This window comes from Paraburkholderia kururiensis JCM 10599 = LMG 19447 (assembly GCF_003986935.1).
In the GTDB taxonomy this organism is placed as follows: Bacteria; Pseudomonadota; Gammaproteobacteria; order Burkholderiales; family Burkholderiaceae; genus Paraburkholderia; species Paraburkholderia kururiensis.
Window position 1 is genome coordinate 178,217 of the sequence record NZ_RJZE01000007.1, and the last position, 16,756, is coordinate 194,972.

Here is a 16,756-nt window from a genome sequence, read left to right on the forward strand (position 1 = left end):
TTCTCCATGTATGGACTGCGGTATGCGTCTTGCTTCTACGGTGCATCTTTGCTTGCGTTGCGGCTCCCATGCACCTCGCATGGGCTTCGCGAAGGCGCGTGCGAGCTTGCGCAGGCATGCCTTGCGTGTCACACGCGTTTCACCGGCCGCTCGTAGCTTAGGCGCTTTTTTGAGGCCGCGAAGCTGCGGCGGCCGTGGCCGCGTGTGCGGCGAGAATTGAAATCACCCCTGGGGCGATCGTCGTTGGAATAGTTCTGATCTCTGGTTCTGGTCTTGTCATGCTCATGTCCGATTCGAGTGCTGTGCCGCGCGGCTTCACCGAGCCGCTCTGGACCATTCCTCTGGCCAATCACCGGCACTACGACTACGTGCGTCTGAAGCGCGTGTTCACGTCGGACGGTTCGCGCCACGAGGTGGTGATCGTCGACGTGCGCAAGCTGCTGCAGTGCGCGGACCGTGACGACACCGACTATGTGCTCAAGCCCGTGCACGAGTGGCACGTGGGTAAGGAGCGGGGCATCCGCGAGTTCCTCGATCCGGACAACGAGCGCATTCCGGAGATGCCCTACGTGACCGTCACGCGGCGCCGCTCGCCGGGCTTTCTCGGCTGGATCGGCGTAGAGCACGTGGGCGTGGTGGCGTTTCGCAACGGCCAGCACCGTGCGCGCTATCTCGCCGATGCCGGCGCCGAGTGGCTGCCCGTCGAGGTGCACGAGCGCGAGGCCAGGCTGCTGCGCGAGTATTGCGGCTTGCCCGAGCCCGCACCGGAACTCGTGCTGTACGGTCAGGCCGGCAGCTGAACGAGGTTGCGCGGCTCGCCGTCGCGCCACGCCGCGAGGTTGGCGAGCGTGGTGCGGGCGATTTCGTCCATGGCCTCGCGCGTGAAGAACGCCTGGTGCGCCGTGACGATCACGTTCGGAAACATCAGAAGGCGCGCGAGCACGTCGTCTTGCAGCGGGCGGTTCGAATGGTCTTCGAAGAAGAGGCCGCCTTCTTCCTCATAGACGTCGAGCCCCAGGTGGCCCAACTGGCCGCTCTTCAACGCGCCGATCAGCGCGTTGCTTTCCACCAGTCCGCCGCGGCTCGTGTTGATGAGCATGGCGCCGCGCTTCATCTTCGCGATGGCGGCTTCGTCGATCAGATGATGCGTGGAGGGCAGCAGCGGACAGTGCAGGCTCACCACGTCCGCTTCGGCCAGCAGCGTGTCGAGCGGCACGTATTGCGCGCCGAGCGCGAGCAGGTCGGCGGCGGGCGTGCCGGGGTCATAGGCGAGCACGCGCATGCCGAAGCCCGCCATGATGCGGCCGAACACGCGACCGATCATGCCCGTGCCGATCACGCCCACCGTCTTGCCGTGCAGGTCGAAGCCGAGTAGCCCGTGCAGCGAGAAGTCGCCTTCGCGCGTGCGCGCCACGGCGCGCGGCAGCCGGCGGTTCAGCGCAAGAATCAGCCCCACCGCGTGTTCGGCCACGGCATAGGGCGAGTACGCGGGCACGCGCGCCACGGGCAGTTGCAGACGCGCGGCCGCCGCCAGATCCACATGATTGAAGCCCGCCGAGCGCAGCGCGATGAAGCGCGCGCCGCCTTCGTGCAGCCGTTCGAGCACGGCGGCGTCGAGTGTGTCGTTGACGAATGGGCACACCGCGTCGAAGCCGCGCGCGAGCACGGCAGTGTCCGCGTCGAGGTGCGACTCCTGGAAGTGAAGATCGAAGCCGAAGGCGGCGTTGGCCGCGTTCGCCACGTTGAAGGTATCGATGTCGTACTGGCGGCTGCTGAAGAGGATCATGCGCATCGTGATGCTCCGGCTGGGTGAGATCGTCGCGCCGTGCCGGCGGGCAGGGCAGGCGCGATGGCGGGTCGGTGTCGGCGGTATGAAGCTGTCCGAGGCAGGCGCACCCGCGCCTCGGACAGCGATGGCGAGCGTGCCAGCGTTGTCGCGCGAATGCAAACGCGGACGCCGCGACGCCGGGCAGGGCGCGCATGCGGTTCTTGCGCGAACGGGCGGCGCACGGCCGAAAAGCTTGCGCTATCCCGGCAATGGGAGAATCATCTTTTGCTCCGGTTGTTTTCGGTCGTCTGCTTCAACCCGCAGCGCTTCATCTCCCCATCGCCAACATCATGTCTACTCCGTCATCGTCTTCCGTACCGTGTCCCGACGTCGAATCGCTCGACGCCATCCTTCCCGAAGAGCCGCTTCTGATGATGGGCGCCGGTCCCGTGCCGATTCCGGCGGCCGTCGCCAAGGCCAACGCCATCGTCATCAACCATCTGGGCGGCACGATGGCGAAGGTGGTGGACCAGGTGAAGACGATGGCGCGCTACGTTTTCCAGACGCGCTCCAAGTGGGTGCTGGGCGTGGCGGGCCCCGGCTCCGCCGCGATGGAAATGGCCATCTGCAACCTCGCCTGGAGCGGCACGCGCATGCTGGCCATCCAGAACGGCTTCTTCAGCGCGCGGATGGCCGAAATGGGCCGCCGCGTCGGCGCGCAGGTTGCGACGCTCGATGTGCCCGATCGCGAGATCGTGTCGCTCGAACAGGTGGAAGCGGCGCTGCGCCGCGAACGGCCCGAGATCGTCACGATCGTGCAGGGCGAGACTTCGAACACGGTGTGGAACCGGCATCTCAAAGACGTCGCCGCGCTCGCGAAGGCGCAGGGCGCGCTGGTGATCGTCGACGCCGTCTGCACGCTGAGCACGATGCCGCTCGAGATGGACGCGTGGGGCATCGACGCCGTCATCACGGGCGGCCAGAAGGGCCTGTCGTCGATCCCGGGCGTCTCGTTGATCGCATTCTCCGAGGCCGCCTGGCAGCGCATGAAGGGCCGCGACACGCCGAACACGCACTGGTGCCTCGACGCATCGCTCGCGGAAAACTTCTGGCACAACGCGGGCTATCACTACACGGCGCCGGTCTCGGGTGTGCTCGCGTTGCACGAGGCGTTGCGGCTGGTCTGTGCGGAGACGCTGGAGAAGCGCTTCGCGCGTCACCACAAATGTTCCGTGGCGCTGCAGGAAGGCGTGACCGCGTTGGGGCTCAACCTGTACACGCCCGCGGCGTGCCGGCTGAGTTCGGTGGTGGGTATCGAGGTGCCGCAGGGCCTGAGCCCCGGCGACATCTGCGCGTACATCTCACGCCAGCATCAGGTGGAGATTTCGGGTTCGTTCGGCCTGCCCATCGTGCGGATCGGCCAGATGGGCGAGCAGTGCCGCGAGCACAACCTGTTCAGGACGCTGCACGCGCTGGGCCGCACGATGATGGAACTGGGCGCGCCCGTGGATCTGCCCGCGGGCGTCGCGGCGCTGGAGAAGTCGCTGTCGGGAAGCGCGCGGACAGCGGCGCGCCAATAAACGGGCGTGCTTCAGGTGGCAACGTCAGGTGGCAGCCGGCGCGTTCGGCACCTTGGCGTTGCGCGAGTTGAGCATCGCCGCCAGTGCCACGCCGCCGGCGGCTGCGAGCGCCGCGAACAGATACACCGTCGCATAGCCGAACTCGCCCGCCACGTAGCCCGCGAGCGGTCCTGTCACGCCAAGCGAGAGATCGAGAAACACCGAGTACGCCGAGAGCGCGGCGCCGCGGCTCGCGGGCGGCACGAGCGCCACGGCTTCCACGCCGAGCGCCGGGAAAATCAGCGCGAAGCCGAAGCCGGTGAGCGCCGCGCCCACGAGCGCGACGTGCGGCACGGGCGCGAGCCACAGCAGCACAAGCCCTAAGCATTCGCACGAGAACGAGACGATGGCGACGCGAAAGCCGCCATAGGTCTTGATGGTGTTGGCGAACAGCAGCCGTGCGCCGATGAAGAGCGTGCCGAACACCGTGAGCGAGAGCGCCGCGTTCGGCCAGTGCTTCGCGGCGTAGAAGAGCGTGATGAAGGTCGCGATGGAGCCGAAGCCCGCCGACCCCAACGCGAGCCCCAGACCGTGCGGCAGCACGCGCGTGAAGACGCTGCGGTACGACATGCGCTCGCCGTGCACGATCGGCACGGTTGCCATCGGCCGGGCCAGCGCGTAGCCCAGCGCCGCCAGCGCGATCACGACGAGGCCGAGCGACCAGAACCCCACGGTGTGCGCAATGGCCACGCCGAGCGGCGCACCGAGCGCCAGCGCGCCGTAGGTGGCAATGCCGTTCCACGAAATCACGCGCGCGTTGTTGGTCGTGCCCACGCGCCCGATGCCCCACAGAATCGCGCCCGTGCCCACCAGGCTTTCGCCGAAGCCGAGCACGAGGCGGCTCAGCACGAGTAGCGTGAGGCTCACCGCGGGCCAGTGTCCCGCGAGCACGGCGAGCAACAGCAGCGCGCCGCTCGTGCCGCAGCCGATCAGCCCGATCGACACCGTCTTCTTCGGCCCCAGCGTGTCCGCCGAGCGCCCCGCGAGCGGCCGGGAAGCGAGCGTCGCGAAATACTGGACGCTGATGGCGGCGCCCGCGAGGATCGTGCTGAACCCGAGGTCGTCGTGCACGTAGCCGGGCAGCACCGCGAGCGGAATGCCGATGGTCAGGTAGCAGAGGAAGGTGAAAGAGACGACCGGAATGATCCGCAGGGTCGTGGCAAACTCGCTGCGAGGACGCGCTGAATCGGTGGACATGGGGAAAACGAGGGGTTGAAAACGGCGCAAAGGCGTGATTGTCACATGGAACCGGTTCTCTTGCAGGCGTGCCCTTTTTATTTTTCCCCCTGATCCCGGAACCTTTGCCGCGCCTGCGCCCGCCCATGAATCGCCTATCGGCGCACTTATCGGTGCCGCGATATGCCGCCCATGCTCCTGCCGCTATGGGTTGCCAATATTGACGGTGATAGCGTTCGAACCGTCCCCCGCAAGCAGCGGCGCCTGCCTGCCCAGTCTGCCCGACCGGGTCTGCCCGACCGGGTCTGCCCGACCAGGTCCATTCGACGAGCCACGAAATATGAGTCAGCCGATCCGCTTCTATCACCGCAACGCCATTCGCGAAGTCAGCGACGCGCCGGTCACCCGCACCGTTCTCCAGTACCTGCGCGAAGACGCGCGCTGCACCGGCACCAAGGAAGGCTGCGCCGAGGGCGACTGCGGCGCCTGCACGGTCGTGATCGGCGAGCCGGACGGCGCGGGCGGCGTGGCGTTCAAGGCGGTCAACGCCTGCATCCAGTTCCTGCCTACGCTCGACGGCAAGGCGCTCTTCACCGTGGAAGACCTGCGCCAGCCCGACGGCTCGCTGCACCCCGTGCAGCAGGCCATGGTGGATTGCCACGGCTCGCAATGCGGTTTCTGCACGCCGGGCTTCGTCATGTCGATGTGGGCGCTTTACGAGAAGCACGGCCACGAGCAGGCCGCGTGTGCCGCGCGAACCGCAGAGGCCACCGTGCCCACGCGCGACGAAATCGCCAACGCGCTCACGGGCAATCTCTGCCGCTGCACGGGGTATCGCCCCATCATCGAGGCGGCCGAACGCATGTTCGAAGCCGACCCGCCGAAGGCGCCCGTCGATGCAGCCGCGCTTGCGCGCACGCTTGCTTTCATCGCGCGCACGCAAACCTTCGAGTACGAACACGCGGGCCAGCGGTTCGACGCGCCGCGCACCGTCGACGCCCTCGCACAGATCAAGGCCGCACGGCCCGAGGCGCGGATTCTCGCCGGCAGCACGGACGTCGGCCTGTGGGTCACCAAGCAGATGCGCGAGCTGGGCGACGTGGTCTACGTGGGGCAGGTGGGCGAGATGCAGCGCATGGCGGTGTCCGAGGAATGGATCGAGATCGGCGCGGGCGCGACCCTTGAGCGCGCCTATGCCGAACTCGCAAAGCATTACCCCGAGCTCACGGAGATGTGGCTGCGTTTCGCGTCGCTGCCCATCCGCAACGCGGGCACGCTGGGCGGCAACGTGGCGAACGGCTCGCCCATCGGCGATTCGATGCCGGGACTCATCGCCCTCGGCGCGCGCGTGGTGTTGCGCGGCGGCAGCGTGACGCGCGAGCTGCCGCTCGAAGACCTGTACCTCGCGTATCAAAAGAAGGACATGGCCGCGCACGAATTCGTGGCCGCGCTCAAGGTGCCCACGCGTACGGGCGCGCGGCGCGATCTGCGGTTTCGCACCTACAAGCTCTCGAAGCGCTTCGACTCCGACATCTCCGCGGTGTGCGCCGCGTTCGCCTTCATCGCGGACGGCGACACGATTCGCGAGCCGCGCGTCGCGTTCGGCGGCATGGCGGCTACGCCGAAGCGCGCCGCGCGGGCGGAAGGGGTGCTCGCGGATGCCCAGTGGCACGAAGCCACCGCGCAGGCCGCGATGCTCGCGCTCGCCGAAGACTACGCGCCGCTCACCGACATGCGCGCGACGAGCGACTACCGGCTCGAAGCCGCGAAGAACACGCTGTACCGCTTCTGGCTCGAAACGCGGCCGCACGATCCGCTGCCGAAGTGCGCGCTGGACGTGCGCGCGGTCGTGGCGGAAGGCGCGGCCGAAGGGGTGGCCTGAAGCGTAGTGGGAAAACCACCGTTCAACCCGTCGCGTGCCCAACCCCACCCGCACCCAACAAACCGACAGCTATCCCGGGATACGGAGATTCACCAAATGAACCAGCAAGCCGAACCGTTCCTGAAGGAGCCCGCCGATCTCGCGGAATTCGCGCAGGTCCACGTCTCGCGTCCGCACGAGTCCGCACATCTGCACGTGAGCGGCCGCGCCACCTACACCGACGACATTCCGCTCGTGGCCGGCACGCTGCACGCGGCGCTCGGGCTTTCGGAAAAGGCGCACGCGAAGATCGTTTCGATGTCGCTCGACAAGGTGCGCGCGACGCCCGGCGTGGTGGCCGTGTTCACGGCCGAAGACATCCCCGGCGTGAACGACTGCGGCCCGATTGTCCACGACGATCCGGTGCTGGCCGACGGCGTCGTGCAGTACGCGGGCCAGCCCATGTTCATCGTGGTGGCCACGTCGCACGAAGCCGCGCGTCTTGCCGCGCGCCGCGCGGAAGTCGTTTACGAGGAACTGCCTGCCGTGCTCACCGCGCAGCAGGCGCGCGCGGCGCAGCAGTACGTCGTGCCGCCGATGAAGCTCGCGCGCGGCGACTCGGGCGCGAAGATCGCGCGCGCCGCGCATCACGTGGCGGGCGAGATGACGCTGGGCGGCCAGGAGCAGTTCTATCTGGAAGGGCAGATCGCCTACGCCGTGCCGAAAGACGACGACGGCATGCATGTGTGGTGCTCCACGCAGCATCCGAGCGAAATGCAGCACCTCGTGGCGCACCTGCTCGGCGTGCCGTCGCACAACGTGCTCGTGGAGTGCCGGCGCATGGGCGGCGGCTTCGGCGGCAAGGAATCGCAGTCGGGGCTGTTCGCGTGCTGCGCGGCGCTTGCCGCATGGAAGCTGCTGTGCCCCGTGAAGCTGCGCCCGGATCGCGACGACGACATGATGATCACGGGCAAGCGCCACGACTTCCACTACACCTACGAAGCGGGCTACGGCGACGACGGCCTGATCGAAGGCGTGGCCGTGGACATGACCTCGCGCTGCGGCTTTTCGGCGGACCTCTCCGGTCCCGTGATGACGCGCGCCGTCTGCCACTTCGATAACGCGTACTGGCTGCCGGACGTCTCCATCGCGGGCTTCTGCGGCAAGACCAACACGCAGTCGAATACGGCATTCCGCGGCTTCGGCGGACCGCAAGGCGCATTCGCCATCGAATACATCATCGACGACGTGGCGCGCAATCTCGGCCTCGATCCGCTCGACGTGCGCCGCCGCAATCTCTACGGCAAGACGCACAACAACGTGACGCCGTATGGCCAGACCGTGGAAGACAACGTCATCCACGAATTGATCGACGAACTCGCGGCGTCGAGCGACTACCGTGCGCGACGCGAAGCCGTGCGGGCGTTCAACGCGCGCAACGCGGTACTGAAGAAAGGCATTGCGCTCACGCCCGTGAAGTTCGGCATTGCGTTCAACGTCACGCATTTCAATCAGGCCGGCGCGCTCGTCCACATCTATACGGATGGATCGGTGCTCGTGAATCACGGCGGCACCGAGATGGGCCAGGGGCTCAACACGAAGGTCGCGCAGGTGGTGGCGCACGAACTCGGCGTGAGCTTCGCGCGCGTGCGCGTGACGGCGACCGATACCAGCAAGGTGGCGAACACGTCGGCGACAGCGGCGTCCACCGGTTCCGATCTGAACGGCAAGGCCGCGCAGGACGCCGCGCATCAGTTGCGCGCGCGGCTCGCGGCCTTTGCCGCGGAGCGCTACGGCGCGGGCAGCGTGAGCGCCGCCGACGTGTGCTTCGCCAACGACACCATCGTGGTGGGCGAGTCCGTGCTGCCCTTCGACGACGTGGTGGCGAAGGCGTACCTTGCGCGCGTGCAGCTGTGGTCGGACGGCTTCTACGCCACGCCGAAACTGCATTGGGACCAGGCGAAGCTCCAGGGGCGGCCGTTCTTCTACTACGCGTATGGCGCCGCAGTCTCCGAGGTGGTGATCGACACGCTCACGGGCGAAATGCGCGTGCTGCGCGCCGATGCGCTGCACGACGTGGGTGCGTCGCTGAATCCCGCCATCGACGTCGGCCAGGTGGAGGGCGCGTTCGTGCAAGGCATGGGCTGGCTCACCACCGAGGAACTCTGGTGGAAGCCCGACGGCAAGCTCATGACGCACGCGCCGTCCACCTACAAGATTCCCACCGTGAACGACATGCCCGCCGATTTCCGCGTGCAGCTCTTCAAGAACCGCAACGCCGAAGAAAGCATCCATCGGTCGAAGGCGGTGGGCGAGCCGCCGCTGCTGCTGCCGTTCTCGGTGTTCTTCGCGATTCGCGATGCGGTGGCCGCCGTGGACGACTACAAGACGAATCCGCCGCTCAACGCGCCGGCCACGGCAGAGGAAATTCTCAAGGCGGTGCGGGCCGTGCGCGGCGGTGCAGTGGCAAGCGTGGCGAGCGCGGCAAGCGAAAGCGCCGCAGACGCGCCGCACGAAGCGGTGTAACGCGAGGCAGTACGAGGGAGCACAGCACCATGAGTCCGAGTCATCTTCCTTCGCCGCATGCCGGGAGCCCGAGCGTGGCAGCGAGCCCATCTTTGCCCACGCCGCCCATGCACATCGTGCTGTTCGGCGCGGGCCACGTGGGGCATGCGCTTGTCACGCTGCTCGGCCACTTGCCGTGCGTCGTGCAGTGGGTGGACGAGCGCGACGAGTGCTTTCCCGACGAGGTGCCGGGCAACGTTCAGGTGGAAGCCACGGATACGCCCGAGGTCATCGTCGATCGCGCGCCGGCGGGCGCGTACTTCATCGTGATGACGCACAACCACGCGCTCGACTTCACGCTGACCGAACGCATCATGAAACGCCGCGACGTTGCGTGGTTCGGGCTGATCGGTTCGAAGACCAAGCGCGTGAAGTTCGAGCGGCGCCTCGTCGCGCGCGGGCTGGACCCCGCGCGGCTCGCGGAGATCGTCTGTCCCATCGGCGTGCCGGGCATCGTGGACAAGGCGCCGGCTTCCATTGCGGTAGCCGTGTGCGCCCAGCTCATGCAGGTGCGTTGCGAGGCCGCTGCTAAACCCGCCTCTACACCCGTCACCGCACTCCCTGCCGCACCGCCTGTCGCACTGCTTGTCGCACATTACGCGGCGCAGTAAGCGAGTCCGACACTTCGGCCATCAGCGCGCGCAGCCATTCGAGATCGCTCGGCCGATCCGGCTGCGGGTGCCAGAGCTGATAGCACTTGATGCGCGCAAACGCGATGGGCGCATCGAGCACCGCGAGCGGCAGCAGGCTCGCGTAGTGCAGCGCGAAACGACGCGTCGTCGTGAAAATCAGATCCGACTGCAGAAGCGCCTGCGGCACAAGCCCGAAGTAGGGCAGCGTCGCCACCACGCGGCGTGCCGCGCCTGCCTTCGCGAGGCCCACGTCGATGACGCTCGCCTTCGCGCCCGTGTAATGCGTGGGCGCGAGATGGGCCGCGTTCAGATACGCCTCGCGCGTCAGCGGCGCACGGGCCAGCGGATGGTCGGCGCGCATCATGCACACCACCGTGTCCTGAAACAGGTCGCTGCGTGCGAAGCGCGCGTCGGGCTTCGGCCAGTTGCCGATCACGAGATCGAGTTCGCCGGCATCGAGCGCGGCTTCGTGGTCGAGCGTGGGGCTCAGCGAGTGGATTTCGAGCCGCGCGTACGGCGCCGCGTCGCGAAAGCGCGCGATCACCGTGGGCATGAAGAAGTCGTTGAGATAGTCGGGGGCCGCGATACGAAACGCGCGACGCGAGCGCGCCGGATCGAAGTCGCCGTGCGGCGTGGCGACGAAGTCCACGTCGCGCAGCACGCGCTGCGCGTGCGGCAGCAGCGACGCGCCGTATTCGGTGGGCACCATGCCGGCCTTGCCGCGCACCAGAATCGGGTCGCCGAGTATTTCGCGCAGCTTGCGCAGCGCCGAGCTGATGGCGGGCTGCGTCTGGTTCAGCCGCAGCGCGGCCTGTGTGACGCTGCGCTCGACCAGCAGCGTGCGCAGCACGCGCACGAGCCAGATATCGAGGGAAGCGGCGTTCGGGTCCATGTCGGTTCGGGCAAAGAGGCGCCGGCGGGGCGCGGCGGGCGCGACGTCCATAACCTTAGGCCCCATCGTGCACGGCCGCCATAGCGGACGCGGTATGGCGGGCATCACGGCTCATGGGTGTGCCACGCTCGCGCGCCGTTGCGATTGCCCGCTACTTGCGGATGCGGCCTTCCGGCAGTCCCGAGGGCAGATTGCTGATGCGCTTGACCTCGGCGGAGTCGAGCCAGTTCGGCGTGCGGGCGCAGTAGAGCACCATGGGCAGCGCGTCTTCGCCCCAGAAAAGCTGCTTGTTGAGCCAGAACGTGGGCACGCCGAACACGCCCATCTGGATCGCGTCGGACGTATTGCGGCGCAGTTGCGCGCGCACTTCCTCGCGCTCGATCAGCGACGTGCCGTGCGAAATGCCCACGCGGTCGCAGAGCGCCTCGAAGCCTTCGTCGCTCGACGGGTCGCGTCCGTCGCGCCAGATGAAGCGGAAGATCTCACGCACGCAGGCGAGGTCGCCGCCCGCCGCGATGGCGAGCAGCATCGGCTTGATCGAATCGAACGGGTGCGCCGCCGGCATGCGAAACGGAATGCCGAGCTGCTCCGCGCGAAAGAGCGCGTGGCGGTAGGTGAAGATGCGCTTGGCCGGGATCTCGTAGACGCTGGTCTGATTCCAGTGACGGTACAACTCGGAAAGCAGAACCGGCGTGAGGACGAAGTCGAAACCGGGCCACTTGTCGTGCTGCTCGAGCAGGAGATAGGAGAACGGCGAGACGAAGTCGTAAAACCATAGGGGCTGCCGCACGTCGACGCCGTTGATGTTGATGTCCTGGTTGTTCATTGTGTCTCTCCCGGTTTTCCGTATTCGATGCGGCCGCCGCTCGGCGCTTGCCCGTCGATTATCGTTTGGATGTTACGCAAAGGTCTGTGCAGGTGCACGGTGCGTGCGCGGGGTTCGCGGCTTCGCGGTGCTCATGCGCTGGCTTGCTCAGGCGCCTTCATGTGCCGGCGTGCTTGTGCCCGTTGCGTTCCCCGGCTCGCTGCGCGTCGCTGCTGCCGCGGTCGCTTTCATCCGGTTCGTTGGCGTCGTCTGCTTCTGCTGTGTCGGCTGGTTGTGCTGTCGTGTCGGCGTCGGCGTCGGTGGCGTTGGCGTTGGCCGACGTGGCCGCTTCGTTCGCTTCCGCCGCTTCCCCTGCTTCTTCCGCTTCGTCGTTCGCCGCCAAGCCGCGCTCGTGCGCGAGCCGCGAGCGCACGAAGCCGATATGTTCGCGCAACACATAGAACTGGTCCGCATAGGCGAGCGGCATCTTCATCGCGTTGACCGATTCCTCGATGGCGTCGAGCCGGTCGAGCAGCTTACGGCGCTCGTGCGTGGAGTTCTCGTTCAGGGCGCCGCGCTCGATGGCGATGAGCGCGCCGTACCACCGGTAGATGCGCGAGCGCACCCGCCACGCATAGAGCGACGGCACGAGCCGCAGCCCCGGAATCAGCACGACGATGATCGGCACCAGCAGCACGATGAGCCGGTCCGCGAGGCTCGCGAGCCAGAACGGCAGCGTGCGGTACAGGAAGCTCTTGCCCGACTTGTAGTAGCGCGCGGCGTCGTCGCTGACGGGGAAGTCCTGCGCGCGCGGGGCGGGGAACTCGCCCGCGCGCTGCATGATGGACGCCTTGCCGTGCACTTCCTTCGCCGCTTCGATGAGCAGGTCCGAGAGCGCGGGATGCAGCGAATCGCGTGCGACAAGCTCCACCGTGGGCGCGAGCAGATGGATGGTGGTCGCCGGCAGGTTTTTGCCGAGGTCGAACGCGCCTGCGGGAATGTCCACACGCGTCAGATACGGAAAGCGCCGCGTGTAGGCGTCGGCCTGGGCGAAGTCGAAGAACTGCACGCCGGGCGTGCGGTAAAGCCGGCCCATCACGGGCGGCTGGGCGGAATCTCCGGCAAGAAACGCGGCATCGATCTTGCCCGCCACGAGCGCCTGCGCCGCCTCTTCACCGGAGAGGGGCAGGAGCTTTGTGGGTCCGTTGGGTTCGATGCCGTTTGCTTTCAGCAGCGCCAACGCGAGCTGGCGCGTGCCGCTGCCTTCGGCGCCAATCGCAATGCGTTCACCCTTGAACTGCGAGAGCCGCGCGACCGTGGGCCCGTGATAGAAGATGGCGAGCGGCACGTAGGCGACGCTGCCGAGCGAGTTGAGGCCTTCCAGGGCGCTGTTGCCGTTCGTGCCGCTGGTACTGCTCGCTCCGCTTGCACCGCTCACGTCACTCGCACTGCTGGCGCTGCTTGCACTGCTGGCGCTGCTCGCACCGTCGGGACCATTGGCGCTGCCGGCGTTGCCCGCAATGCCGTCCTGCACGAAGGCGACGTCGACGTGGCTCGCGGGGTCGGTGAGGCGCTTGAGGTTGTCCGCGGACCCTTCGGAGACCAGCACATTGAGCTTGATGCCGTTGCGCGCAAGGATCGTCTTGTACTTCTGCGCCGCGGTCCAGAACGAACTGCCTGCGGGGCCGGCGCTGATGGTGAGCGTGTCGGGCGGGGCGGGCTGGATGAGCCGCACGGCGACCCAGATGGCGGCCGCGCTCACCAGCAGGATCGGTCCGAACGACACCGCCAGATCGCGCCATGAAATGGCAACGAAGCGGGCGACGAGGCGAGGACGTTTGCGGCCGGAGCGTAACTTCATGTAGGACGAGCGGGATACAGCAGACGTTTAACGGAGCTTGCGGACTTCACCGGATCGAGCTGCCGGCGCGTTCTGCCTCGCGGCGTCGGCGCCGCCACGCAGAACGCGCCGGCCGGACGGCGGGCGTGCATTGACGGCACGACGTACAGGCGCTGTATCCGCCATGCCGCGGCCACATACCGGGCCGATGGTACATGAGATTCGCGGCACGGCGTCGCTTGCGGCGGATGCTTGCGCCCTCAAAGGTGTTACCAAAGGTGAAAGCGCGCTGGGCAGGCCAGGAGTCTGCTCCGGCAGTGTGGCGAGGCTCGCGCCGGCAAGGGTCCGAAGTTCGCCCGAAGTTCGCACGATGTTCGCCCCAAGCCCCCCGGAATGCCGCTCCCACGCGGCATCGCAACCGTTTGCGGTGCTTCGCTAAATCCTTTGCGCTTCGTGCGCGTCCAGGCTAAATTGTGGGTCGCCGTCACAACCAGAGGGCGCAACTCGCGCAGCCGGTCCACGCCACGAAGATCTGGCGCGCTGCAGCCCCGTGACGGCAAGGCTCGCGGTGCACAGCTTCACGCTGCCGCAGCCTTTGCCTTCCGTCTCTCGCACACCGTGTTCGAAGCCATAGCCGGCCGTCGCCCGCTGCGCCGCCTCGTCGCGCGCGTGGCGCACGGCCGCCGGAAGTCGTAACGAAGCCGCCTGCCCCGCAGCCGGTAGCCGCATCGCGGCTGCCAGACCGGCCAACGGGCACAAGCGGTCCTATCCGCGGTGAAAAAAGGAGAAATCATGAAATCGGTCAATTTGCTGAAGTCGCTGGGCGTTGCGCTGTGCATGACGATTGCGTGCAGCGCGTACGCGCAGTCGAGCGATGCGGCGGCTGCGGGCGGTGACGCGTCCATGTCGGCGCCGGCTGCCAAGAAGGCGACGAAGAAGGCGGACCGCAAGCTCGGCTATACGGTGCGCAAGGCGCTTTCGAAGTCGCAGGGCGTCGACGTGTCGAACATCACGGTGCGCTCGCGCGGCGGTGCCATCACGCTGACGGGCTCGGTGCCCGACGAAAGCCAGATTGCGAAGGCCGAAGAAGTCGCGAAGTCGGTGCCGGGCGTGACCTCGGTCACCAACAAGCTGACGAAGGTTCAGCAGTAAGCCTCGTTTCGGCCGGCCGGTCTTTCCGCCGCTGTCGTGCCAGATAGCGGGACGGCGGCGCGCAGTTTCTGCGTGTCGCTGGAGGGTCGGTCGTGTGCCGTGCTGCTTCGTCTGCCCGGCACGCCGGGCGTGTCGGCATGCATGCCGTCACGCCCCGGTTTGGTTTTGTCTTTCGGTTCTGCTTTTCAACTCCCTGTCTTGCCACCGGTGCATGTGCGTTGACGCGTGATGTGTGATGCGCGCAGGCATGCCGCGTGAATGAACGCGCGTGATAGATTGCCCCGGGCTTTTCCCCAAGATTCGCCTCGTCCTTGAAACCCACGGAGTGACAAGCGTGGCGGCATTCCAATGGATTCGCTAATCGCCGCCGCGGCGCACGCGCTTGCGGCAGGCGACCCGCTTCGCGCGCTCAACTGCGTCGCGCTGCGCAACGACGCCCCGGCGCTTGCACTGCGCGGCATTGCGATGGCGCAGCTGGGCGACCTCGTGCGTGCGAGAGCGCTGGTGCGCAGCGCCGCGCGTGCCTTCGGGCCGCGCGAAGCCGTGGCGCGTGCGCGGTGCATCGTCGCCGAGGCCGAGATCGCGCTTGCTTCGCGCGACCTCGGCTGGCCGGCGAAGCCGCTCGACGCCGCACGCGCGACGCTCGACGCGCACGGCGACTATGCGAACGCCGCGCATGCCCGCTATCTGGAGGCGCGGCGTCTGCTGCTGACTGGCCGCCTCGACGATGCCGAACGCGTGCTCGGCGTGCTCGGCGTACGCGACCCAGGCGGCATTCCGTCGCTGCCCCCGGCCGCGAGGGTGGCTCACGAACTCGTCGTGGCGGGGCTCGCGATGCGGCGTCTTCAGACGCAAGCCGCTCGCATGGCGCTTGCTCGCGCCACGCAGGCGGCGCGCGACGCCGGCATCCCGGCGTTGGTTGCCGAAGTGGAGTGTGCCGCGCGGGTGCTCGATACGCCGGCTGCGCGCCTCGTCGTGCGCGGCGAGCAGCGGCTCTTGATGCCCGACGAGGTCGAGGCGCTGCTCAAGTCGGATGCGCTCGTGATCGACGCCTGCCGTCACGCCGTGCGTGATCCGCATACGGTGGTGTCGCTCGCCAGGCGCCCGGTGCTCTTCATGCTGGCCCGCGCGCTGGCCGAAGCGTGGCCCGACGACGTGCCGCGCGACGCCCTCGTCGCGCGCGCGTTTCGTGCGAAGCGCGCGGACGAGTCGTACCGCGCCCGGCTGCGCGTGGAAATGGGCCGGCTTCGCGCCGCGCTGCGAGCGCTTGCCGACATCACGGCGACCCCGCGCGGTTTTGCCCTCGTGCCGCGCGACGCGCGCGAAGCCGTTGTGCTCGCGCAGCCGTTCGACGAGCAGCACGCGGCGGTGCTCGCCTGCCTCGCCGACGGTGAAGCGTGGTCGAGTTCGGCCCTCGCGTTGGCGCTGGGCGCGAGCCAGCGCACGGTGCAGCGCGCGCTGGAAACGCTCGCGGCCGCCGGCAAGGTGCAATGGTTCGGCCACGGCCGCGCGCGCCGCTGGACGACCCCGCCCATGCCCGGATTCACGACGGTCTTGTTACTCCCCGCTCCGCTGCCCGGTGAGTAGGATGGCTTCACCCATCCACACCTGACCGGCCTGCAACGACGACAGTCCCTGAGCGACGCGGCGGTCAACGAACCGAGGACACCCTCATGAAACCCACGGCAGCAGTCATTCTTCGCGAATACGGTCCTTTCCCGGGCATCGAACGCATACACGGACTCACGTACGACGGCCAGCGCGTCTGGTTCGGCGCGGGCGAATCGCTGAACGCGTTCGATCCCGCGAGCGGCGAGATCGTCGAAACGTTCGACGTCAAAGCCCACGCGGGCACGGCCTTCGACGGCCGGCATCTGTTCCAGATTGCGGGCGACCGCATCCAGAAGGTGGATCGCGTGAGCGGCCGCGTGCTGGCTACCATTCCGGCGCCTGGCGGCGGACGCGACTCCGGGCTCGCCTGGGCCGAGGGCACGTTGTGGGTCGGACAGTACCAGGAGCGCAAGATCCATCAGATCGATTCGCAGACCGGCGCGATCCTGCGCACGATCCAGTCCGACCGTTTCGTGACGGGCGTGACCTGGGTGGATGCCGAACTGTGGCACGGCACATGGGAAGGCGAAGAGAGCGAACTGCGCCGCATCGACCCGGCCACGGGCGAGGTGCTGGAAAGCATCGCGATGCCGGCGGGCGTGAGCCTGTCGGGCATCGAATCGGACGGCGCGGGCCAGTTCTTCTGCGGCGGCGGATCGAGCGGGAAGGTGAGGGTCGTGCAGCGGCCGCGTCGGGATGCGGCGACCGCGGGTACGGGGGCGGCGGTAACGTCCGGGGTAACGTCGGGCACGACTTCGGAGTGATGCCGGATGGGATGTCGGATGGGATGTCGGGCGAACAGGTGCGTTGGTGAACAGTTGGCCGCGCTGCTGGC

13 protein-coding genes are annotated in these 16,756 nt (G+C 67.7%); 8 read left to right on the forward strand and 5 right to left on the reverse strand.

All coding sequences use genetic code 11. The annotated features are described in order from the left end of the window. Positions 1–278: 278 nt before the first annotated feature. Complete coding sequence (locus PKKP23_RS10600) at positions 279–800, forward strand: plasmid fertility inhibition factor family protein (protein ID WP_126876835.1); 522 nt, start codon at positions 279–281, stop codon at positions 798–800. Here the strand turns inward: PKKP23_RS10600 and PKKP23_RS10605 are convergent. Continuing rightward, a complete protein-coding gene (locus tag PKKP23_RS10605) occupies positions 785–1,792 on the reverse strand; it encodes a 2-hydroxyacid dehydrogenase (protein WP_017772921.1) in 1,008 nt (335 codons plus the stop codon). The genes PKKP23_RS10600 and PKKP23_RS10605 overlap by 16 nt on opposite strands. A gap of 326 nt (positions 1,793–2,118) precedes the next feature. Here PKKP23_RS10605 and PKKP23_RS10610 point away from each other — a divergent pair, with 326 nt between their 5' ends. Beyond that, a complete protein-coding gene (locus tag PKKP23_RS10610) occupies positions 2,119–3,348 on the forward strand; it encodes a pyridoxal-phosphate-dependent aminotransferase family protein (protein ID WP_126876836.1) in 1,230 nt (409 codons plus the stop codon). Positions 3,349–3,372: 24 nt separating this feature from the next. Here the strand turns inward: PKKP23_RS10610 and PKKP23_RS10615 are convergent, their stop codons facing one another. Continuing rightward, complete coding sequence (locus PKKP23_RS10615; RefSeq protein WP_017772923.1) at positions 3,373–4,584, reverse strand: MFS transporter; 1,212 nt, start codon at positions 4,582–4,584, stop codon at positions 3,373–3,375. A gap of 319 nt (positions 4,585–4,903) precedes the next feature. Between PKKP23_RS10615 and xdhA the strand changes: the two genes are divergently transcribed. The 3 genes from xdhA (at position 4,904) to xdhC (ending at position 9,600) form a co-directional block, all read left to right on the forward strand. Next, positions 4,904–6,445: a xanthine dehydrogenase small subunit gene (gene xdhA, locus PKKP23_RS10620; protein ID WP_126876837.1), complete on the forward strand. Its 1,542-nt coding sequence runs from the start codon at positions 4,904–4,906 to the stop codon at positions 6,443–6,445. A 96-nt stretch (positions 6,446–6,541) separates the two neighbouring features. After that, positions 6,542–8,950: a xanthine dehydrogenase molybdopterin binding subunit gene (gene xdhB, locus PKKP23_RS10625; RefSeq protein ID WP_126876838.1), complete on the forward strand. Its 2,409-nt coding sequence runs from the start codon at positions 6,542–6,544 to the stop codon at positions 8,948–8,950. Positions 8,951–9,057: 107 nt separating this feature from the next. Further along, positions 9,058–9,600: a xanthine dehydrogenase accessory protein XdhC gene (gene xdhC, locus PKKP23_RS10630; protein WP_126876900.1), complete on the forward strand. Its 543-nt coding sequence runs from the start codon at positions 9,058–9,060 to the stop codon at positions 9,598–9,600. Here xdhC and PKKP23_RS10635 read toward each other — a convergent pair. The 3 genes from PKKP23_RS10635 to PKKP23_RS10645 all read right to left on the reverse strand — a co-directional run bounded on the left by PKKP23_RS10635 (position 9,539) and on the right by PKKP23_RS10645 (position 13,179). Continuing rightward, positions 9,539–10,513, reverse strand: a complete 975-nt coding sequence (locus PKKP23_RS10635; protein WP_126876839.1) for a LysR family transcriptional regulator — start codon at positions 10,511–10,513, stop codon at positions 9,539–9,541. The two genes, xdhC and PKKP23_RS10635, sit on opposite strands and share 62 nt — an antisense overlap. Before the next feature lie 151 nt (positions 10,514–10,664). Beyond that, positions 10,665–11,339 (reverse strand): 2-hydroxychromene-2-carboxylate isomerase, encoded by a 675-nt coding sequence (locus tag PKKP23_RS10640; RefSeq protein ID WP_126876840.1) that lies wholly within the window; start codon positions 11,337–11,339, stop codon positions 10,665–10,667. A 157-nt stretch (positions 11,340–11,496) separates the two neighbouring features. Beyond that, positions 11,497–13,179, reverse strand: a complete 1,683-nt coding sequence (locus PKKP23_RS10645) for a TAXI family TRAP transporter solute-binding subunit (protein WP_126876841.1) — start codon at positions 13,177–13,179, stop codon at positions 11,497–11,499. 771 nt (positions 13,180–13,950) lie between these two features. Between PKKP23_RS10645 and PKKP23_RS10650 the strand changes: the two genes are divergently transcribed. From PKKP23_RS10650 to PKKP23_RS10660, 3 genes are all read left to right on the forward strand, one after another. Beyond that, positions 13,951–14,310, forward strand: a complete 360-nt coding sequence (locus PKKP23_RS10650; RefSeq protein ID WP_126876842.1) for a BON domain-containing protein — start codon at positions 13,951–13,953, stop codon at positions 14,308–14,310. 348 nt (positions 14,311–14,658) lie between these two features. Next, the gene (locus tag PKKP23_RS10655; protein WP_126876843.1) at positions 14,659–15,897 is read left to right on the forward strand and encodes a helix-turn-helix domain-containing protein; all 1,239 of its coding nucleotides are present in this window, start codon (positions 14,659–14,661) and stop codon (positions 15,895–15,897) included. An 86-nt stretch (positions 15,898–15,983) separates the two neighbouring features. After that, on the forward strand, positions 15,984–16,685 hold the full coding sequence (locus tag PKKP23_RS10660; RefSeq protein WP_126876844.1) for a Vgb family protein: 702 nt from the start codon (positions 15,984–15,986) through the stop codon (positions 16,683–16,685). Positions 16,686–16,756: the final 71 nt, after the last annotated feature.